This is a genomic window from Janthinobacterium sp. UMAB-60 (genome assembly GCF_900095235.1).
GTDB lineage: Bacteria > Pseudomonadota > Gammaproteobacteria > Burkholderiales > Burkholderiaceae_D > Janthinobacterium.
In genome coordinates this window covers 718442-738839 of the sequence record NZ_LT607482.1, presented here as the reverse complement: position 1 = coordinate 738839, position 20398 = coordinate 718442, and the positions used below count along the sequence as shown (strand labels likewise).

The window sequence follows — 20398 nt, the reverse complement described above, 5'->3', positions numbered from 1 at the left end:
GCGTAATCCGACATGCATTCAGTTGGCCAGCGCCTTGCTGACCACTTCCATCACGTCATTCGACAGGCTGGCCTGGCCGGCGACCTGCTCCAGCGCCGTGCGCATGTGGTTTTGCAGTGCGGGCACGTAACGGCGCCAGCGGTCCATCGAGCGCGCCAGGCGGGCGGCCACTTGCGGGTTCAGGGCGTCGAGCGCGATGACTTGCTCGGCCCAGAAAGCGTAGCCGCTGCCATCAAACGCATGGAACTGCGATGGATTGCCATTGGTGAAATTGAAGATCAGGCTGCGCGCGCGGTTCGGATTTTTCAAGGTGAAGGCCGGGTGCGTCATCAACTGGCGCACGGCTTGCACATCGGTCGTTGGCGCGGCCGCCTGCATGGCGAACCACTTGTCGATCACCAGCGCTTCGTTCTCGAAATCGGTATAGAAGCTGGTCAACGCCGCCTGCGCATGCGGCTGCGAGCCGGAATGAATCAGTGCCGCCAGCGCCGCGGCGCGGTCGGTCATGTTGCCGGCATTGTCGAACTGCAGCCGCGCCAGGTCCAGCTCCGCCGCCCCGGGCGCGATCAACAGATACGACAGGGCCAGGTTTTTCAACGCCCGCTTGCCGGCCGACAGGGCGTCAGGGCTGTACTCGCCCGGCGTCTGGTTGGCGTGGTACTGCGCCAGCAATTCGGGCTTCAAGGCTGCCGCGATGGTCGCGCGCATGAACTGGCGCGCCGCGTGGATCGCTTGCGGGTCGACTTGCGCCATGCGCTCGGCGATGATGGTTTCCGATGGCAGGATCAGCGCCAGCTCGCGGAAGGCAGGATCGAGCGTTTCATCGGCCAGCAAGGCGCGCTGCGCGGCGATGAAGGTCTCGTCCAGCGCCAGGGTCGCTCCGGCGGCGACGGCGCCGGTGAGTTTCAGCAAGCGTTCCATGGCCAGGCGCTGGCCCGCTTCCCAGCGGTTGACGGGATCGCTGTCATGGCGGAACAGGTGCAGCAGCTGCGCATCGGCATAGTCGTACTCCAGCACCACGGGTGCGGAAAAATCGCGCAGCAGCGATGGCACGGGCACCTCTGGCACCTGGGTGAAGCGGAAGGTTTGCGACGCTTGCGTCAATTCCAGCACGACGCTGGTGGCGCCGTTCGACGCCACGCCATCGACGTGCAGCGGCAGGTCGCTGCCATCGGCAGCCAGCAAGCCGACGGTGACGGGAATGTGGAATGGCAGTTTTTTCGGCTGGTCCGGCGTGGCCGGGCAGCTTTGCGCCAGCGTCAGTTCAAACGTCCCGCTGGCGGCGTCATAGCGCGTGGAAGCGGTGACGACGGGCGTGCCGGCCTGGCTGTACCAGCGCTCGAACTGGGTAAAGTCGCGGCCATTCGCGTCCGCCATGGCGGCGCGGAAGTCGTCGCACTGCACGGCCTGGCCATCGTGGCGTTCAAAATACAGGTCCATGCCCTTGCGGAAACCGTCGCGGCCCACCAGGGTCTGATACATGCGCACCACTTCGGCGCCTTTTTCGTAGATGGTGACCGTATAAAAGTTATTGATCTCGACGAAGGAATCGGGACGCACGGGATGCGCCATCGGGCCGGCGTCTTCGGGGAACTGCGCCTGGCGCAGGGTGCGCACCTGGTCGATGCGCGTGACGGCGCGGCCCGTGTCCGTGCCGATCATGTCGGCCGAAAATTCCTGGTCGCGGAACACCGTGAGGCCTTCCTTCAGCGACAGCTGGAACCAGTCGCGGCAGGTCACGCGGTTGCCGGTCCAGTTATGGAAGTACTCGTGGCCCACCACCGCTTCGATACCCGCGTAATCGACGTCGGTCGCCACGCGTGAATTAGCCAGCACGTACTTGGTATTGAAGATGTTCAAACCCTTGTTTTCCATCGCGCCCATATTAAAATCGCCCACGGCGACGATCATGAAGCGGTCCAGGTCCAGTTCCAGGCCGAAGCGCTCCTCGTCCCAGCGGATCGAGTTTTTCAACGACTGCATGGCGTAGTCGGTTTTATCCAGGTTGCCCTCTTCCACCCATACCTGCAGCAGCACTTCGCGGCCGGATTTCAAGGTGTAGCGCTCTTCCTGACACACCAGGCGCGCCGCCACCAGGGCGAACAGGTAGGACGGCTTCTTGAACGGATCTTCCCACTTGGCGTAATGGCGTCCGTCACCGAGGTCGCCCTCCTCGATCAGGTTGCCGTTCGATAGCAGCACCGGATACTTGTCCTTGTCGGCGCGCAGCATGACGGTGTACCTGGCCATCACGTCCGGGCGGTCCGGGAAGAAGGTGATGCGGCGGAAACCTTCCGCTTCGCACTGCGTGAAGAAGTTATAGTTCGACACATACAGGCCGGACAGCGAGGTATTGTCTTGCGGCGCCAGCACGGTCTCGATCTCGAGCAGCACCTCGTCCGGCGCCTTGGGAATGGTCAGCATGCCGGCCGTCAGCTTGTACTGCGACGGTTTTAGTTCCTTGCCATTCAGGCGCACCATCACCAGGTCGATGTGTTCGCCGTGCAATTCGATACTGCGACTGGTACTGGCGGGGTTATGGCGCATGTGGATCCGGCTCGCCACCACTGTGCGGGCGGGATCAAGATCGAAACCAAGTTCGACGCTGTCGACCAGGAAGCTGGGCGGCGTGTAATCTTTGCGGTAAATCGTCTGAGGGCTGTCTGTGCGCATAGGGAATGGGTGGGAGCGGAGGCAAAAGCCTATTTTACCAACACCAGCCCCCCGATAGTCGCGATTCAGCTCAGGAATGTTGGATTCCCTTACACGCCGACATACCAGGTAACATTCTGTAATAATGCATGGAAACAAATAGAACTATTCTTATAATACTAAGCGATGAATTGTGTCTACTATCAGGAGGTCATGCAATGAAACGTTATCTCACCATCATGATGGCCGCATTGACCGTGTTGCTGACCGGATGCGCCACCACCATACGCAGCGATGTGACCGTCTTCCACGAGTGGCCTGCGCAATTGCAGGACAAATCGTATGCGTTTGAAGCGCCAGCGGCGGAAAACGACACGCTGGAATACCGCAGCTACCAGAACCTGGTGCGCGCGGAACTGGCCAAGCACGGCTTCGGCGAAGCTTCCGGCCCAGCGGCAGCCAATTTGCGCGTGGCGATGCATTTTTCCACCGTCGACTATCCTGAGCGCGTGCTGCAAGCCACCGACCCATTCTGGTATGGCCCCGGCTACTGGCCTGGCCGCTACGGCTATCGCTACGGCGCATGGCCAGGCTATGGCCGCTTCGGCTACAACCCTTACTGGTATGGTCCGATGGATGTCGAAGAAAGCGTGCGCCATAAATACGAACGCGAACTGCGCGTGACGATCAATGACCGCAACGGCAAGAAACTGTACGACGTGACCGTGCAATCGACCAGCAACAAGCGCGCCACGTCGCAAGTGATGCCGGCCATGGTGGCCAGTGCCTTTGCCGACTTCCCCGGGCAGAGCGGCGTACCCCGGAAAGTCGAAGTCAAAATCGAGTAATGACGTTGCAATGTAAAAAAACCGGCTGGCGCAGCAATGCGCAAGCCGGTTTTTTTTACGTCTACGAATAATACGCCTCGGCGGCAAAAGTGAGCGCGCCGATCAGGGCCACGGCCAACACCAGCACGATCAGCAGGCGGCCGAACTTCGGCGTGCCGTCACTGCCGCCGCTCATGGCACGATGATGGTCGAGCCGGTGGTCTTGCGCCCTTCCAGGTCCGTGTGCGCCTGGGCGATATGCGCCAGATTGTAGCGCTGGTTGATCTCGATTTTGACTTCGCCGCTGCTGACGACGCCGAACAGCGAGGCAGCCATCTCTTCCAGGTTCGCGCGGTTCGAGGCATAGCTGAACAAGGCGGGACGCGTGATGAAGAGCGAACCGCGCGACGCCAGTTCAGATAACGTGAACGCCGGCACGGGGCCGGAGGCGTTGCCGAAGCTGACCATCATGCCCAGCGGCGCCAGGCAGTCGAGCGAGCCCGTAAACGTATCCTTGCCGATGGAATCGTAGACCACGGAGACGCCCTTGCCGCCCGTGATTTCCTTCACGCGCTCGACGAAGTTTTCCGTGTTGTAGTTGATGACGTGGGCCGCGCCATGCGCCTTGGCCAGCGCCGCCTTTTCATCGGAACCAGCCGTGCCGATCAGGTTTACGCCCAGCACCTTCGCCCACTGGCAAGCGATCAGTCCCACGCCGCCCGCGGCCGCGTGGAACAGGATGGTGTCGCCCGCCTTCAGCGCCACCGTGCGGTGGAACAGGTATTGCACCGTCAAGCCTTGCAGCATCATGGCGGCGGCCGTATCGAAACCGATGCGCTCGGGCAGCACCAGCAGCAGGGCCGCCGGCAAGTTGCGCTGCTGCGCATACGCGCCATTGATGCGCGCCGCGTAGGCCACCCGGTCGCCAACCTTCACTTCCGTGACGCCCTCGCCCACCGCCTCGACGATGCCGGCACCCTCGACACCGAGGCCATTGGGCAGCGGCTGCGGATACAGGCCCGAGCGGAAATACACGTCGATGAAATTGAGGCCGATGGCCTCGTGTTTCACGCGCGCTTCGCCGGGACCGGGCGGCGGCAGTTCCACATCCACGTATTCCATCACTTCCGGGCCGCCCACGCGCTGTACGCGGATGGCTTTGGTGGTAATCGTTGCGCTCACAATATGCTCCTTGAAGAAGAATCGGGAAAAACGTCAGGCGGCAGCAACGGCCCGCGCCTGCAGCTGCGACAGCACCAGGTGCGCCGACGACAGGTTCGTTGCGCACGCCACGTTATGCACGTCGCAGGCGCGCACCAGGGCATTGATGTCGGGCTCGTGCGGCTGCGGCGTCATCGGGTCGCGCAGGAAGATCACGCAATCGATCATGCCCTCCACCAACAGCGAGCCGATCTGCAAGTCGCCGCCAAACGGGCCCGAATGCTTGCGCTCCACTTGCAAGCCCAGCTCGTTGATCAGGCGGCCACCCGTGGTGCCCGTGGCCGACAGTTCGCAACCCTTCAAAAAGTCCAGGTATTCGCCCGCCAGGGTAATCATGTCATCTTTTTTCTTGTCGTGGGCAATCAGGGCGATGCGTGTTTTCATGTTGGGAACATTTTCAGTGGGTGGAGGAATTATTTCTTTTTCGACAGCAAGTAAATACCGGCCAATACCAGGCTGGTGCCAGCCAGTTGCCAGTTGGTGATCGGCTCATCGAGGATCATGGCGCCCAGGAACAGGGTCGACACGGGGCCGATCATACCCGCCTGCGAGGCGACGGGCGCGCCGATGCGCTCGACGGCGATCATCGTCATGAAGACGGGCATCACCGTGCAAAAGATGCCGTTCAGCAAAGACAGGCCATACACGGGCATGGGCTGGATCAGCAGCTCGACGGGGCGCAGGATGAAGAATTGGGCGATGCAGGCAACGCTGGCCACGCACATCGCGTAGCTGACCAGGCGCATGGAGCCGATGCGTTTCACCAGCTCACCGGAACCGAGCAGATACACGGCATACGAACAGGCCGAGCCCAGCACCAGGGTAGAGCCCAGCGCCACATTGCTGGCGCCGCCCTGCAAGTCGTGCACGAACACCAGCACGATGCCGCAATACGAAGTGAGCAAGGCCATCCATTGCAGACGGCTGATGCGCTGCTTGAAGTACACGGTGGTAATCAGCAGCACGAAAGTGGGCGTGAGGAACAGGATCAGCCGCTCCAGGCCCACGGAAATGTATTGCAGGCCCAGGAAGTCCAGATAGCTGGACAGGTAGTAGCCGACGAGGCCCAGCCCGACCAGGCGCCAGCGGTCGCTGTTTGATAACGGCGGCTCCGTGCGCATCTTCCACCAGGCGATGACGGCGAACACGGGCAGCGAAAAGATCATCCTGAAGGCGATCAGGGTGACGGCGTCGATCTGGTAGCGGTACAGCAGCTTGGCGACGATGGCCTTGGTGGAAAACAGCACCGCTCCGCCCACGGCGATGGCCAGGCCACCGAGGTAGACGGAACGGGGAATAGATGGAGGGGTTGCTTGCGGGGAACTGGAGCTCATGCCCAGATTGTAAGGCAAAAGCGAAAGCAAGCTGATAACCCCAACGGCAAATACCGGGGTCGGACCCTGAGGGTCCGACCCCAGCCTTCTTTGGGGTTAACGTTTAAGAAATAAGGACGTAGGTCGGGTTAGCCCAAAGGGCGTAACCCGACAACACCACCATTGCCCGCCTTTACGCCACCACCACCGCCGCCGCGCCCGCCGTCACCGTCGCCGTCGTCACCCGCGCAATCACGTTCGACGGCGCCGCCGTGCCGATCAGTTTATTCACCTGCTTGAACTGCGCCACCAGCTTGCCAGGCGTCAAGGTCACCACCGTGTAGCCCTGCGCATCCGTGTTCAGGTGCTTGATCCACGGATTGTTGCCCAGGCCGGACAATTGTTGCGCCAGGCCCAGCAGGGTCGCACTGAAGTCAGTACTTGCTTTCAAGCCCGCCTGCACGGCCGCCACCGTCGCGTCGAGTTGCGCCTCCGGCACGCCCTTGGCGGCCAGCGCGCCGCGCAGCTGCACGCGCAGTTGTTCCAGCAGGCTGTCGACCGTGGGCGCCGCCTTGCCCATGGTGTAGTCGAGCAGGTTGACGTCGAGATTGACCGTGCCCAGGCCCGTGACGGGAATGGCCAGCGGATAGCTGACGAGGGTGCCGATGTCGCCCAGGGCGCCGGCGGCCGACTTCAGGTAGCTGAAGAAGGAATCCGAGCTGACGCCGGCCGAGACCAGGTCGACCATCACGGGCGTGCCGCCGCCAGCGGCGTCGAAATCGTCGCTGACGGTGCCAGCGAAGAACGAGTGGATATCGCCGGTAAGCGCCACCACGTTGCCGATGGCATTGTTTTTCAGGTGCGCCATCAAATTCTTGCGTTCGCTGTTGTAGCCATCCCACTGGTCGCAATTGAGCAGGAAACGCGTGAAGAACGGCGCCAGCGCCGCCTGCTGGCCCGATGCGGCGACAAAGTTCGAGGCGGCGCCCTTGGCCTGCACGTCGGGCTTGATCCAGCCGAAGGCGATCACTTGCGCGGCGGCGACCGGCGAGCCACTGTTGTAGGCGGCCACCGTGATGCCGGCCTGGGCCGCGCTCAAGCCGGCGCCCACGGCTGCGGCGCCCTGCGCGCTGGCATTGGCGGCGGCAGCGGCGATGGCCATGGCCGCCGCCTGCGCCACGGTCGTTGATGCACCCGCCGTCGAGGCAGCCACGATGGCGGACGCCAGCGGCACGCTGCCGCCGACCAAAGGCAGGGTGCTGGCGATGGCCTTGCCCACGTTCGACATGGCGCTCAACGCCAGCAAGGTGGCAATCGCATCCGTGCCATTCAAGCCCATGCGCAGCAGCGACACTTCATTGCCCCACAGCTTCCAGGTCGACGTGGCCGCCTTCATCTTGCCCTTCCACCAGTCGCGCTGGGTCGAGCCCAGCATGCCGACGGCGGCCAGCGGATCGCCACCGGCCTTGGTGGCGGCGGCCATCTTTTGTCCCTCGACGCTGTCGAACAGCTGTTGCGGCACCAGGTAGCGGCTGCCGATGCTGCCCAGCGGCTTGCCCGTGGCCGGATTGATGGTCGATTCGGCGATCGCGTGGTCGGCGCGGTACAGGCGCTCGTCCGTCATCACCAGCTGCATCAGTTTGCCGAACTGGAAATCGCGGTAGATCTGGATGTTCTGGAACGTTGTCGCGGCGCTATCGAACGTGACGTCGGCCGGCATGTATTCGAACCACGCCTGGTTGGCGCTGCGGCGGCGGGCCGGCTGGTGCAAATCGCTGCCGTCGGCGGCCACGATGCCTTCATAGGTGGAAGCGTCCTGCCAGGCGTCGTCCGTGAATTCATGGTCATCCCAGATGGCGATGAAGGCGAAGCGCTCGTGCACGGCTTGCAGGCGCGTATCGGTGCGGTATTTCTTGTACAGGTAGCGGTAATCGGCGACCGTGGTGGCGTACTTCGCGCCGGACGTACCGCTTTTATACGTGCCGTCCGGCAATTTCAACTGGTCGTGGCGGCTTTCCACGGCGCCGCTCTGGAAGGCCTCGCCCACCGTTTCATAGATGTAGTCGCCCAGGTGGACGATGAAATCGAGCGTTTCGTTGGCGGCGATGTGCGACAGCGCGCCCCAGTGGTTGATGCTCCAGTCCTGGCACGTCAGGTAGGCGAACTGCAGCTGCGACACGTCGGCCGTGGCGGCAGGCGCCGTCTTGAAGCGGCCCACGTTCGAGCGCACGTCGCCGGCGATGAACTGGTAAAAATACACCTGGCCCGGCTGCAATCCCGTCACCTTGTGGCGCAGCGTATTGTCGAAATCGGCTTTCAATGGCAGCTTGGCGTCGACGATCGGCGTGCCGGCCAGGGCCGTATTGCCGCCCAGGGCGGCCGTATTGTCGCTGGCGCTGACGATCAGGCGCACGGCCACGTCCGACTTGCCGGCAACGGCGGGCGCGACGGCGTCAAAACTGGCGGGCACGACGCGCGTCCACAGCATGGCGCTGTCGGCGCGCGGATCGCCCGAGGCCACGCTTTGCGGGAATTTCCAGTCGCTGCCCGAGGCCAGCGGCACGCCAGGGTCGCTGTAATCGGTGCTGCCGCAGGCGGCGAGGCCGACGGTGGCCACGGAAACCGTGATGAAGCCGCCCAATTTCAGAAATTGCCGCCTGTCCATTTGACTTGCCATGATGTCTCGCCCTTTATTAATCTTGGTTATGAGTGGAGGTGATGGGATGATGCCCGAGTTCGTGCACGCGCAGCCGCATCAGATGATGCATAAGATGAAAACGCGTCACTTTAACAACAAAATGTGTCGGCTTGATGACGGGCCGATGCCGCTTGGCCGGGGGCCGATATGCTAAAATGTCGGCCACAATTGAACCCCCGTCTAAGGAACATTCGACATGGCAGGACATAGCAAATGGGCCAATATCAAGCATAAAAAGGCTGCCACCGATGCCAAGCGCGGCAAAATCTGGACGCGCCTGATCAAGGAAATCACGGTCGCGGCCCGCATGGGCGGCGCCGACGCCATCACCAATCCGCGCCTGCGCCTGGCGGTCGACAAGGCGGCTGACGCGAATATGCCGAAAGACAACGTCCAGCGCGCGATCAACCGCGGCAGCGGCGGCGTCGATGGCGCCAACTATGAAGAAGTGCGCTACGAAGGCTACGGCGTGGGCGGCGCGGCCGTCATCGTCGAATGCATGACCGACAACAAGGTGCGCACGGTGGCCGAAGTGCGCAACGCCTTCAACAAGAATGGCGGCAACATGGGCAACGAAGGCTCCGTCGCCTTCATGTTCCAGCATTGCGGCCAGCTGCTGTTCGCGCCGGGCACCGACGAAGACAAGCTGATGGAAGCGGCGCTGGAAGCGGGCGCCGACGACGTCATCGCCGATGAAGAAGGCGGCTTCGAAGTGCTCACTCCCGTGCACGATTTCGCTACCGTCAAGGAAGCGCTGGAAGCAGCCGGCTTCAAGGCCGAAGTGGCCGAAGTCATCATGAAGCCGGCGACGGAAACCGTGTACGCGGGCGACGACGCCATCAAGATGCAAAAGCTGATCGATGCGCTGGAGCTGCTGGACGATGTCCAGGAAGTGTTCACCAACGCGTTAATAGAGAATTAATCTAGAGAATTAATCACTCTGCACACAAGGGCGGCACCGCCGCCCTGCAACCCACCTTGAACGAACGGTCCCTATGAAAATTCTGGTAGTCGGCTCTGGCGGCCGCGAACACGCCCTGGCCTGGAAACTGGCCCAGTCCGAACGCATACAGATGGTGTATGTCGCGCCGGGCAACGGCGGCACCGCGCGCGATGCGCGCCTGGTCAATCTCGACATCAGCGACCCGCAATTGCTGGCCGACTTCGTTCAGCAGGAACACATCAGCCTGACGGTCGTCGGCCCGGAAGTGCCGCTGGCAGCGGGCATCGTCAACCTGTTCCGCTCGCGCGGCCTGAAAATCTTCGGCCCGACGAAAGAAGCGGCGCAGCTGGAATCGTCGAAAGACTTCGCCAAGGCCTTCATGCAGCGCCACGGCATCCCGACGGCCGCCTACCAGACGTTTTCCGACGTCGCGCCCGCGCATGCCTACATCGACGCCATGGGCGCGCCCATCGTCATCAAGGCTGACGGCCTGGCCGCCGGCAAGGGCGTGGTCGTTGCCATGACCCTGGAAGAAGCGCACCAGGCGGTCGACATGATGCTGTCCGATAACCAGTTCGGCGACGCCGGCGCGCGCATCGTCATCGAGGAATTCCTCGCCGGCGAAGAAGCGAGCTTCATCGTCATGTGCGATGGCAAGAACATCCTGCCGCTGGCCACCAGCCAGGATCATAAACGCCTGAAGGACCACGACCAGGGCCCGAACACGGGCGGCATGGGCGCGTATTCGCCGGCCCCCATCGTCACGCCGGCCATGCATGCGCGCGTCATGCGCGAAATCATCGTCCCAACCATCCAGGGCATGGCCAAGGATGGCATCACGTTCACGGGCTTCCTGTACGCGGGCCTGATGATCGACGACAAGGGCACGCCGAAGACGCTGGAATTCAACTGCCGCATGGGCGACCCGGAAACGCAACCGATCATGGCGCGCCTGAAAACAGACCTGGTCACCGTCATGGAACACGCCGTCAACGGCACGCTCGATGCGGTGGAACTGGAATGGGACCGCCGCACGGCTGTCGGCGTCGTCATGGCCGCCGCCGGCTACCCGGACGATCCCGTCAAGGGTACGCCGATCGGCGACATCCCGGCCGAAACCGTCGATGCCGTCACCTTCCATGCTGGCACCCGCATCGAGGGCGAGCGCCTGGTCACCAATGGCGGCCGCGTGCTGTGCGTGGTGGGCCTGGGCGACAGCATCAAGATGGCGCAGAAGCAGGCATATGAAACGGTGGAAAAAATCCATTTCGACGGCGCGCAGTACCGCCGCGACATCGGCTGGCGCGGTTTGAAGCATTGATCGCTCCATAGCGATCACACGACGGGCCGGCGCGGAATGCATCCGCCCGGCCCGTTTTGATTGTCACCTCCATTCCCCGCCATGAGCATACCAACCGGCCTTGCCGCACCAGACAACGATGCCCCGGTGAGCCCCCTCGCGTGGCTGACGCTTGCCTCGCTGCTCGTTGCCGGCCTGGCTTGGTACTGGTTCAGCAGTTATGCCATACCACGCTGCGACACCAGACAAACCGTGGCCGCGGTCACGGATGGCAAATTCAGCCTGCACGATGTCAAGCAGGCCGGCTATGCCTGGTCGCAAAAAACCCGTGGCTGCCTGGCCACCGTCATCGAGGACGGCAAGCCGCTGCAATACGCCTGGACCATTTCGCGTGTGGAAGGCCGCCGCAAAAGCCGCCCGGAGTATGACCACGCGCATCCGGGCATCGTGCAAACGCGCTTTGCCGACATCGCCTGGCATGGCGGCTTTGCGCAGCAGGGCCAGCCCATCGGGCGCGACGGGCTGAAGAAGGCGGTACTGGCCGGCATGGATGCACTGCGCGGCAAGCCGCTCTACCATGTCAACCTCAACGCAGTGGTGTCGCCGCAGCACTACCGTGAAATTGGCGATATTGAAGCGCTGGCACCATGCAAGGAAGTATTGCCCGGCGTGGTTTCCTGCCGCCTGCTGCTGACCCGTAACGACCTTGCGCCAGCTGCCGCGACAAAGGTGCTGGCCGTCTCGGTGCTGCAGCAAGGCGACTTTACTTTCCAGCGCAGCAAAGATGGCAAGAACTGGTCAGTCACACCCCAGTTCAGGACAGAACTGGATCAGGCGCCACTTCAATAGTACGCCGGGGAAACGAGATTGCATTGTAAAATTTATCATCTTAAATTTTGATAAACCCACTCCCGATGACAAGCAATCTCCCCGTGTCCACGCATACTTCCGTCGAGGCGCTGCATGTGCTGAAGCTGCTCACGCGCCGCCAGCGTGAGCAGGCGCTGGCGCATCCCGACTTGCCGCAGCTTGCCATCGGTACGCCGCTACCCGACACCTTGCTGTGGTTGTACCGGCGCCAGATCGTTACGTCCGAGGATGTGACGAGCCTGTCGTCGAGCGTGGCGCGCCACTTCAGCGGCGACGAGCTGGCACTGCGCTTGTCGATCTTGCAGCAGGTGGTGGAGGTGCTCAATCGCGAATCGCTCGATCATCTGCGCGACGAAGCGATCATTACGCCAGAGCTTTATCAACAGGCGCTGCCGCACCTGCCCGGCGACGTTCTGCTGCCCACGCCGGGCGAAGCGCTGAACTGGATGCTCCATGTGGGGCTGCTGCCGCGCGCGCAGTTCAAGACCACGGCGCAGCGCATCGAGGCCGGCGGCAGCGACGATGCAAAGCGCGTGGTCCGGCATGCGCAAGCGCGCCAGGATGAACATAAAAAGGCGGTACGCGGCGTGGTCCTCGACGGTTTGTTTCCCGGCTCGCGCCTGGCCTGGCTGATCGGCGCGCCGCTGGCGCTGGCCGGCATGGTCTGGTATGTGATGAGCGGCAATTCCGTGCCCGAGTGCGACTCCACCGACACGCTCACCACCATGACACGCATGCTCAACAAGGCGGCGCCGGAAGGCACGGGCAAAGCAAGCCTGCACGACGTGAAAGAAGCCGGTTACGCCTCGTCACAACATATCCGTGGCTGCCTGGCCACGATAGCACTCGATGGCAAGAAGATGGGCTATGCCTATACCGTCGCGCGCGACGACAGCGGCAGCAAGAGCCGCATCAGCTATACGGGTGCGCAACCGTTGCTGGTCCAGGCGCGCTTTGGCACCATCGAGGATGGCGACTTTGCCCAGCAAGCCAAGCCCCTGGGGCGCGAGGCGCTGGAAAAGGCTTTCCGCGACGGCATGGATGGTGCGCGCATCATGCCCCGGCCACGGCAAGCGTTTTCGCTGACGCAATCGATGGAGCGCACGCGCGAAATCGCCGAAATCGAACCGCTGGCGCCATGCAAGGAAATCTCGCCGGGCGTCTATTCCTGCCGCCTGCTGATCGAACGCAATGACGCCTTGCTGGGCATGCTCAACGGCGGCACGGCAGTGATGCAGGAAGGCGAGTTTACCTTCCAACGCGACGCTGCCGGCAATGGCTGGTCGGTAACGCCACAATTTGCCCTGGAGCTGCGCCAGGCCAAAATAAAAGAGTAAATAAAAGAGTAAATTCATGCATACCGAACCGCCCCACGCATCGCTGGACCAGCTGCACCAGCTGGGCCTGATCACCGCGCAGGAACTCGACGACGCCAACTCGGAACGCGATGTCGCCGCCCATGAGCGCCTGCACCCGCCCGAGGAGCCGGTCGACATGCCGGAACTGGCGCAGGACGCCGACCTGGTCACCACCCTGGGCTGGCTGCTGCTGACCGATCTGCTGCCGAAGAATGACTTCGACAAGCGCGCGGCCACACTGCCACCCCGGCAACAGGCGCTGGCAGCAGAGGGGGTGCGGTACTACAACCGCCGCGAGGTCGACGCCTTGTACGAGCTCGATTTGCTGAACCCATTCCAGCGCGATGCCGCACACGCGGCGGTGCCGGCCGACCGCATGTTGTATACGCCGTGGATCGCCATGCGCTGGCTGGTGCTCAACGACATCCTGCCCACGGCGCAGTTCGAGGCGCTGGAAGCGCACGTGCGTGAACATGGCAGCGCACGGGCGCGCGAAATCATGGAAGCGTCCAGGCTGCGTCATGGTCACGACCGCATCCCGTACAAGCGGCCACCGGCCTGGAAAGGCGCCTTGATCGTGCTGGGCATGATCCTGGTGATGTCCGTGCTTTACGGTGTTATGACCGGAGGCCTGCGGCCATGAGCACCGATCCGCGCCTCAAACCGCTCGGCGAACTGCGGCAACTGGACCTGATCACCAGCGACGAATACGACGATACGCTGGCCGAGCTGCAGATCATTGAGATCCAGCGCGCGCACAACGCCGCCGAAGACATCGATGTGCCCGAACTGGCGATGAATGCCGACCAGATCAAGACGCTGGCCTGGCTGCTGAGCGCCGAACTGGTGCCCGAGGAGCGTTTTTTCAGGATGCTGCGCAAGCTGCCCGCCGATGAACCACGCCGGCAGCTGGCCAGCGCCGCGCTGCGGCAGGTGAACCGGCAAGCGGTCGATGCGCTGTACCAGCAGAACCTGATCAACGCCTGGCAGCGCGACGCCGCCCACGACAGCCTGCCGGCCGATCACCTTGCCGCCACGCCCGTCACGGCCTTGCGCCACATGCTGAAACAGGGCACGCTATCGCCGCTGCAATACAAGGAGCTGCAAGCGCGCACGCGCGCGAACGGCTCGCAACTGGCGCGCCTGATCGTCGACGCCGCCGGCAAACCGCCGACTCAATATGGCCGGCCCCGCCCGCGCCCTTCCACCATCATGGCTGCGGCACTGCTGCTGGCGATCCTGACGATGCTGACGTATGCAGGACGCGCATGGTTCAAGCGCGAGCAACCAGTGCCTGTGGCACCGCTGGCGCAGCCGGCCGACACGATCGAACGCACGGACCTGCAACAGCGCGCGGCAAGCATGGTGGAGGGCGCCCGCCAGCCAGGCGCGGATGCGCCCCAATTCGAGGTGCAGGTAATACAGGACAAGCCGCCTCAGTAAAGCAGGGCCGGCAACAGCATCGCCGGTTTTGCTATCACAAAAATCCGTAACAGGGTACAATCCGTCCTTACTTTTTTATTTCGGCCTCGTCGGCCCACGCGATGTCGTCAACTCCCTCTCCTTCGGCCGTCAAGGCTTATTTGCTCGATTTGCAAAGCCGTATCGTGCAGGCGCTCGAAGCGCAGGACGGCAAGCCTTTCCTGACCGATGCCTGGCAGCGCCCCGAGGGCGGTGGCGGCATTTCGCGGCTGATCGAGGAAGGCAATGTGTTCGAGCGTGGCGGCGTGAATTTTTCGCACGTGACCGGCGCCGCGCTGCCACCATCGGCCGCGGCCGCGCGCCCTGAACTGGGTGGCAAGGCATGGGAAGCGATGGGCGTGTCGCTGGTGCTGCATCCGCGTAATCCCTACGCACCGACGGTGCATATGAACGTGCGCTTTTTCAGCACCGTGAATGCCGATGGCGAACCTGTATGGTGGTTCGGCGGCGGCATGGACCTGACGCCGTACTACGGCGACGCGGACGACGTGAAGCACTTTCACCAGGTATGCCATGATGCGCTGGCGCCGTTTGGCGCGGAGCTGCATCCGAAGTTCAAGCAGTGGTGCGATGATTATTTCTACCTGAAGCACCGGCGCGAAGCGCGCGGCGCCGGCGGCATCTTCTTCGACGACTTCAACGCCCTGGGCTTTGACGACAGCTTCGCGATGATGCGCAGCGCAGGCGACGCCTTCGTCGACGCGTATGTGCCGATCCTGGCGCGGCGCAAGGACACGCCCTACGGCGAACGCGAACGCGATTTCCAGTGCTACCGGCGCGGACGCTATGTCGAGTTCAACCTGGTGTTTGACCGCGGCACCCTGTTCGGCTTGCAATCGGGCGGACGCACCGAGGCGATCCTGATGTCGATGCCGCCCGTGGTCAAGTGGCGCTACGACTGGCACCCGGAAGCGGGCAGTCCCGAAGCGGCGTTGTATACTGACTTCCTCGTGCATCGCGACTGGCTGCAGGCGTGAAGGAAAGTGGTACGGCATGCGTGGCGCTACTCGGTGGCAGCTACGATCCGGTTCACATGGGCCATGTCGCGCTGGGCACGCATTTTTCCAGCCTGCTGCACGCCGATGAGCTGCGCGTGATTCCGGCGGGCGCGCCGTGGCAAAAGAGTCAGCTGGGCGCCACCGGCCAGCAGCGCGCCGAGATGGCCGGCCTGGCTTTTGCCGGCCTGCCCCTGCCCGTGATGATCGACCGTCAGGAAATCGAGCGCAGCGAACATGGCCAGGCCAGCTACACCATCGATACCTTGCGCCAGGTACGCGCCGAGCTGGGGCCGCGCGCTTCCATCGTTTTTCTGATGGGCGCCGACCAGCTGCAGCGGCTCGCGACATGGCGCGAATGGCAGCAATTATTTGAATACGCGCATATCTGCGTCGCGGCCCGCCCCGGCTTCGCGCTGAATGACACAGCAGTACCGCAAGTGGTCGCCGACGAATTTTCGCGCCGCCTGGGGTCGCTGGACAGCATCCGCAACACGCCGCACGGTCTGACTTATCTGGCACAGGACTTCGCGGTGGATATCTCCGCCACCGAAATACGTGCGGCATTACAACGGGGGAATCGGGCAAACTCGCTTGTTTCCCCGCTAGTGCTAGACTATATTGAACAACATAATTTATACAAAAGCTAAATGGACATCAAAAAACTGCAAACCCTCGTCGTTGACGCCCTTGAAGACGTCAAAGGCCAAGACATCGCCGTCTTCGAAACAAGTCACCTGACCAGCCTGTTCGACCGCATCGCGATCGTCTCCGGTACCTCGAACCGTCAAACCAAGGCGCTGGCCGCCTCGGTGCGCGACAAGGTCAAGGACGCCGGCGGCCAGATCATCGGCATGGAAGGCGAGGAAACGGGTGAATGGGTGCTGGTCGATCTGGGCGACATGATCGTCCACATCATGCAAGCGCCTATCCGCGCCTACTACCGACTGGAAGAAATCTGGGGCGACACCCCGATCAAGCTCGGTGCCGCCAAGCGCGCGCCGAAAAAAGCCGGCGACGACGAGCCGAAGAAAATCAGCGGCCATCTGGCGGCGAGCAAGGCCAAGGTCGAAGTTTCGCCTGTGATCGAAAAGAAAACACCAGCGAAGAAATCCACGACAACCACCGCCAAGAAAGCCCCGGCGAAAAAAGCCGCCTCGAAAGCTGTCGGCAAGACCGTGAAAATCGCACCGACCAAGACCGAAGCGGCTGCCGTGAAAGCCTTGAAAGCGCTGCCAGAGAAAAAAGTGCGCACCCCGCGCGCGGCCAAACCGGCAGCCGATGCTGCACCGGCAAAAACCGTAATCAAGCGTATCAAAAAAGTCGAAGCGTAAGCCTCGATGCAGCTCATCATCGCTGCGGTCGGCCATAAAATGCCGGCCTGGATAGAGACGGGCTTCGCGGAATACGCGAAGCGCATGCCGCCGGAATTGCGCATCGTGCTGAAAGAAATCAAGCCGGTGGAGCGTTCCGGCAGCAAGACCGCCGCTACGGCGATGGCGCTGGAACGCGAACGTATCGAAGCCGTCCTGCCCAAGGGCGTGCGCATCATCGCCCTCGACGAACGCGGCAAGGACCTGACCAGCGTCGGCCTGTCGCAGCAGTTGATGGCGTGGCAGCAGGATGGCCGCGACACCGCCTTTTTGATCGGCGGTGCCGACGGCCTCGATCCGCAGCTCAAGGCGCGTGCCGAAGGCATGCTGCGTATTTCCAGCATGACCCTGCCGCACGGTGTGGTGCGCGTGATCCTCGCCGAGCAGCTGTATCGTGCCTGGTCGATCACGCAAAACCACCCCTATCACCGCGTCTGAACTCCCCCATGAAAACGGCTGATCACAAGATCTACCTCGCTTCCAAAAGTCCGCGCCGGCGCGAATTGTTGCGCCAGATCGGCATCGATTTCGAATTGCTGCTGCTGCGCAGCGACGGCCCGCGCGGCGCCGACGTCACCGAGGAAGTTCTTCCCGGCGAGTCGGCGCTCGACTATGTCGCCCGCGTGTCGAATGAAAAAGCCGCCTTCGCCTGGGACCTGGTGCGCCGCCGCCACCTGACCCCGCGCCCCGTGCTGGCGGCCGACACCACCGTCACCATCGACGGCATCATCCTCGGCAAGCCGGCCGACCGCCTTGAGGCCGTGGCGATGCTGCAGCAGCTGTCGGGCCGCACGCATCAGGTACTCACCTCGATCGCCGTGCACTACAAGGACTTCGCCGAGCAGCGCACGCAGGTGTCGCAAGTGCGCTTCGGCGTGCTCTCGCCCGCGTCCATCGCCGCGTATTGCGCCACGCCGGAACCGTACGACAAGGCCGGCGGCTACGGCATCCAGGGCAGCGCCGCGCTGTTCGTCGAGCATATCGAAGGCAGCCATTCCGGCATCATGGGCCTGCCCCTGTACGAAACTGCACAGTTGCTAAGACTGGCAGGTTTGCCCCTGCCCTGATCGGGTATGATGTCATTCGTTGCCTCCACTTCCCCGCCTCCATGAACGAAGACATCCTGATCAATATCACGCCGCAAGAAACCCGCGTCGCCCTCATCCTGCAGGGCGCCGTGCAGGAATTGCACATCGAGCGCACGCTCACGCGCGGCCTGGCTGGCAATGTGTATTCCGGCAAAGTGGTGCGGGTGTTGCCAGGCATGCAATCGGCCTTCATCGACATCGGCCTGGAGCGTGCCGCGTTCCTGCACGTGGCCGACATCTGGGAAGCGCGCGGCCACGACGGCCAGAACGCCACACCGGCGCCGATAGAAAAAATCCTCTTCGACGGTCAGGTGCTGACGGTGCAGGTGATCAAGGATCCGATCGGCACCAAGGGCGCGCGCCTGTCGACGCAGATTTCCATCGCCGGGCGCATGCTGGTGTACCTGCCGCAAGACAAGCACATCGGCATCTCGCAGAAAATCGAAAAGGAAGCGGAACGCGAGCAATTGCGCGTGCGCCTGCAAAGCCTGCTGCCGCCCGATGAAAAGGGCGGCTACATCGTGCGCACCATGGCCGAGGATGCATCCGACGCGGACCTGAAGGCGGACGTCGACTACCTGAGAAAAACCTGGAGCACGATCACGCACGGCGCGCGCACGCGTCCCGCCACCAGCCTGCTGCACCAGGATTTGAGCCTGGCGCAACGCGTGCTGCGCGACTTCGTCGGCGATGAAACGGCCACCATCCAGGTCGACTCGCGCGAAAACTATGTGAAACTGCGCGAATTCGCGGAAATCTACACGCCCAGCGAACTGACGCGGCTGCAGCACTACACGGGCGAGCGCCCACTGTTCGATTTATATGGCGTGGAAGAAGAAATTTTGCGCGCCCTGGGCCGCCGCGTTGACCTGAAATCGGGCGGCTACCTGATCGTCGACCAGACGGAAGCGATGACCACCATCGACGTCAACACGGGCGGGTTTGTGGGCGGGCGCAATTTCGCCGACACGATTTTCAAGACCAACCTGGAAGCGGCGCACGCCATCGCGCGCCAGTTGCGCCTGCGCAACCTGGGCGGCATCATCATCCTCGACTTCATCGACATGGACAATGCCGAGCACCGCAACGCCGTGCTGGCCGAGCTGAAACGCACCTTGTCGCGCGACCGCACCAAGGTGTCGGTGAGCAATTTCTCGCCGCTGGGCCTGGTGGAAATGACGCGCAAGCGCACGCGCGAATCGCTGGCCCACATCCTGTGCGAACCGTGCCCCGCCTGCGCCGGCAAGGGCCAGGTGAAAACCTCGCGCACCATCTGCTATGAAATCCTGCGCGAACTGCTGCGCGAGGCAAAACAGTTCAACCCGCGCGAATTCCGCATCCTCGCCTCGCAGGAAGTCGTGGATTTGTTTTTAGAGGAAGAATCGCAGCACCTGGCCATGCTCGGTGATTTCATCGGCAAGAAAATTTCGCTGCAGGTGGAAAATGCCTACCACCAGGAGCAGTATGACGTCATTTTGATGTAGTCATGCCCGGCACTGCCTTCTTCTGGCGCGACCCGGCTCTGCCCCACGTGGAGAGCAGGCGCGCCTGTCACAGCCGGGCCTGCTACAAGCCGCACAGCCATCCCACGTTTTCGATTGGCGCCGTCGACGCTGGCGGCAGCATCTTTACGGGCAGCAAAGACGGCAAGGTCGCCCTCGGCAATGGCAGTCTGGTGCTGGTACCGGCCGGCTGCGTACACGCCTGCAATCCCCTGCCAGACGCCGTCTGGAGCTACCAGATGCTGCATCTCGATGCGCAGTGGCTGCAAGCACACGCGCCGGCGCTCGATGACGACACGGCGACGGTGTTGCACTGCCCGCGGCTGTACGCGCAGTTTTGCGCCATGCATGCGCTGCTGTTTTCAACGGCGAGCGCAGGTGAAAAAAATGCGGCGCTGCTGGCGTTCCTGGCCGATTGCGCCGGCGCCCGTGCAGACCTGCTGCCCTCGGAACGCAAGCCGCTGCCGCTGCAGCTGGCGCCCGTGCTCGCAACGCTGCAGGCGCGGCCTTCGGCCAGCCTGCGGCAGCTGGCGCAAGCGGCGGGCCTGAGCCCTTATCAATTGATCCGCGCCTTTCGCGCCGCCACGGGCATGACGCCGCATGCCTACCAGCTAAATATGCACGTCAACCGCGCGCGCAGCCGCTTGCAGACGGGGGCAGCGTTGGCTCAACTGGCGCATGAGCTGGGCTTTGCCGACCAGAGCCATCTGCAACGCGTCTTCAAGGCGCATGCGGGTATCACGCCGGGGCGCTATCGCGACCGGGGCAGCTAAGGC

The 20398-nt window shown here is 62.9% G+C and carries 19 protein-coding genes; 14 read left to right on the top strand and 5 right to left on the bottom strand.

Annotated elements, in window-relative coordinates:
- Positions 1–18: 18 nt before the first annotated feature.
- Positions 19–2673, bottom strand: a complete 2655-nt coding sequence (pepN, locus tag K0F86_RS03345) for an aminopeptidase N (protein WP_219132905.1) — start codon at positions 2671–2673, stop codon at positions 19–21.
- Between the two features lie 197 nt (positions 2674–2870).
- Here pepN and K0F86_RS03340 point away from each other — a divergent pair, with 197 nt between their 5' ends.
- Positions 2871–3500: a DUF4136 domain-containing protein gene (locus tag K0F86_RS03340; protein WP_219132904.1), complete on the top strand. Its 630-nt coding sequence runs from the start codon at positions 2871–2873 to the stop codon at positions 3498–3500.
- A 171-nt stretch (positions 3501–3671) separates the two neighbouring features.
- Here the strand turns inward: K0F86_RS03340 and K0F86_RS03335 are convergent, their stop codons facing one another.
- The 4 genes from K0F86_RS03335 to K0F86_RS03320 all read right to left on the bottom strand — a co-directional run bounded on the left by K0F86_RS03335 (position 3672) and on the right by K0F86_RS03320 (position 8690).
- Entirely contained in the window at positions 3672–4601 is a 930-nt protein-coding gene (locus tag K0F86_RS03335) for a quinone oxidoreductase (RefSeq protein WP_257571967.1), read from the bottom strand.
- A 93-nt stretch (positions 4602–4694) separates the two neighbouring features.
- Entirely contained in the window at positions 4695–5084 is a 390-nt protein-coding gene (locus tag K0F86_RS03330; RefSeq protein WP_116745407.1) for a methylglyoxal synthase, read from the bottom strand.
- A 29-nt stretch (positions 5085–5113) separates the two neighbouring features.
- The gene (locus K0F86_RS03325) at positions 5114–6034 is read right to left on the bottom strand and encodes a DMT family transporter (protein WP_219132902.1); all 921 of its coding nucleotides are present in this window, start codon (positions 6032–6034) and stop codon (positions 5114–5116) included.
- A gap of 172 nt (positions 6035–6206) precedes the next feature.
- Positions 6207–8690 carry an alkaline phosphatase gene (locus tag K0F86_RS03320; RefSeq protein WP_257571962.1) on the bottom strand — a complete coding sequence of 828 codons (2484 nt, stop codon included), beginning with the start codon at positions 8688–8690 and terminating at the stop codon, positions 6207–6209.
- Between the two features lie 217 nt (positions 8691–8907).
- Here K0F86_RS03320 and K0F86_RS03315 point away from each other — a divergent pair, with 217 nt between their 5' ends.
- The 13 genes from K0F86_RS03315 to K0F86_RS03255 all read left to right on the top strand — a co-directional run bounded on the left by K0F86_RS03315 (position 8908) and on the right by K0F86_RS03255 (position 20395).
- Entirely contained in the window at positions 8908–9633 is a 726-nt protein-coding gene (locus tag K0F86_RS03315; RefSeq protein ID WP_010401062.1) for a YebC/PmpR family DNA-binding transcriptional regulator, read from the top strand.
- Positions 9634–9706: 73 nt separating this feature from the next.
- A complete protein-coding gene (gene purD / locus K0F86_RS03310; protein ID WP_219132901.1) occupies positions 9707–10975 on the top strand; it encodes a phosphoribosylamine--glycine ligase in 1269 nt (422 codons plus the stop codon).
- Positions 10976–11101: 126 nt separating this feature from the next.
- A complete protein-coding gene (locus K0F86_RS03305) occupies positions 11102–11803 on the top strand; it encodes a hypothetical protein (RefSeq protein ID WP_219132900.1) in 702 nt (233 codons plus the stop codon).
- Positions 11804–11886: 83 nt separating this feature from the next.
- On the top strand, positions 11887–13161 hold the full coding sequence (locus tag K0F86_RS03300; RefSeq protein WP_219132899.1) for a hypothetical protein: 1275 nt from the start codon (positions 11887–11889) through the stop codon (positions 13159–13161).
- 16 nt (positions 13162–13177) lie between these two features.
- Positions 13178–13825, top strand: coding sequence for a hypothetical protein (locus tag K0F86_RS03295; RefSeq protein WP_219132898.1), 648 nt, complete (start codon positions 13178–13180; stop codon positions 13823–13825).
- Complete coding sequence (locus K0F86_RS03290) at positions 13822–14625, top strand: hypothetical protein (RefSeq protein WP_219132897.1); 804 nt, start codon at positions 13822–13824, stop codon at positions 14623–14625. Before K0F86_RS03295 ends, K0F86_RS03290 begins: the two co-directional genes overlap by 4 nt.
- Before the next feature lie 101 nt (positions 14626–14726).
- Entirely contained in the window at positions 14727–15641 is a 915-nt protein-coding gene (gene hemF / locus K0F86_RS03285) for an oxygen-dependent coproporphyrinogen oxidase (protein ID WP_219132896.1), read from the top strand.
- The gene (locus tag K0F86_RS03280; protein ID WP_219132962.1) at positions 15626–16309 is read left to right on the top strand and encodes a nicotinate-nucleotide adenylyltransferase; all 684 of its coding nucleotides are present in this window, start codon (positions 15626–15628) and stop codon (positions 16307–16309) included. Before hemF ends, K0F86_RS03280 begins: the two co-directional genes overlap by 16 nt.
- Positions 16310–16993 carry a ribosome silencing factor gene (rsfS, locus tag K0F86_RS03275; protein WP_219132895.1) on the top strand — a complete coding sequence of 228 codons (684 nt, stop codon included), beginning with the start codon at positions 16310–16312 and terminating at the stop codon, positions 16991–16993.
- 6 nt (positions 16994–16999) lie between these two features.
- Positions 17000–17470 carry a 23S rRNA (pseudouridine(1915)-N(3))-methyltransferase RlmH gene (gene rlmH / locus K0F86_RS03270; protein WP_034747108.1) on the top strand — a complete coding sequence of 157 codons (471 nt, stop codon included), beginning with the start codon at positions 17000–17002 and terminating at the stop codon, positions 17468–17470.
- Between the two features lie 8 nt (positions 17471–17478).
- Positions 17479–18099 (top strand): nucleoside triphosphate pyrophosphatase, encoded by a 621-nt coding sequence (locus K0F86_RS03265; RefSeq protein WP_141170572.1) that lies wholly within the window; start codon positions 17479–17481, stop codon positions 18097–18099.
- Positions 18100–18140: 41 nt separating this feature from the next.
- Positions 18141–19604 carry a ribonuclease G gene (rng, locus tag K0F86_RS03260; protein ID WP_034747098.1) on the top strand — a complete coding sequence of 488 codons (1464 nt, stop codon included), beginning with the start codon at positions 18141–18143 and terminating at the stop codon, positions 19602–19604.
- 2 nt (positions 19605–19606) lie between these two features.
- On the top strand, positions 19607–20395 hold the full coding sequence (locus K0F86_RS03255; RefSeq protein ID WP_219132894.1) for an AraC family transcriptional regulator: 789 nt from the start codon (positions 19607–19609) through the stop codon (positions 20393–20395).
- Positions 20396–20398: the final 3 nt, after the last annotated feature.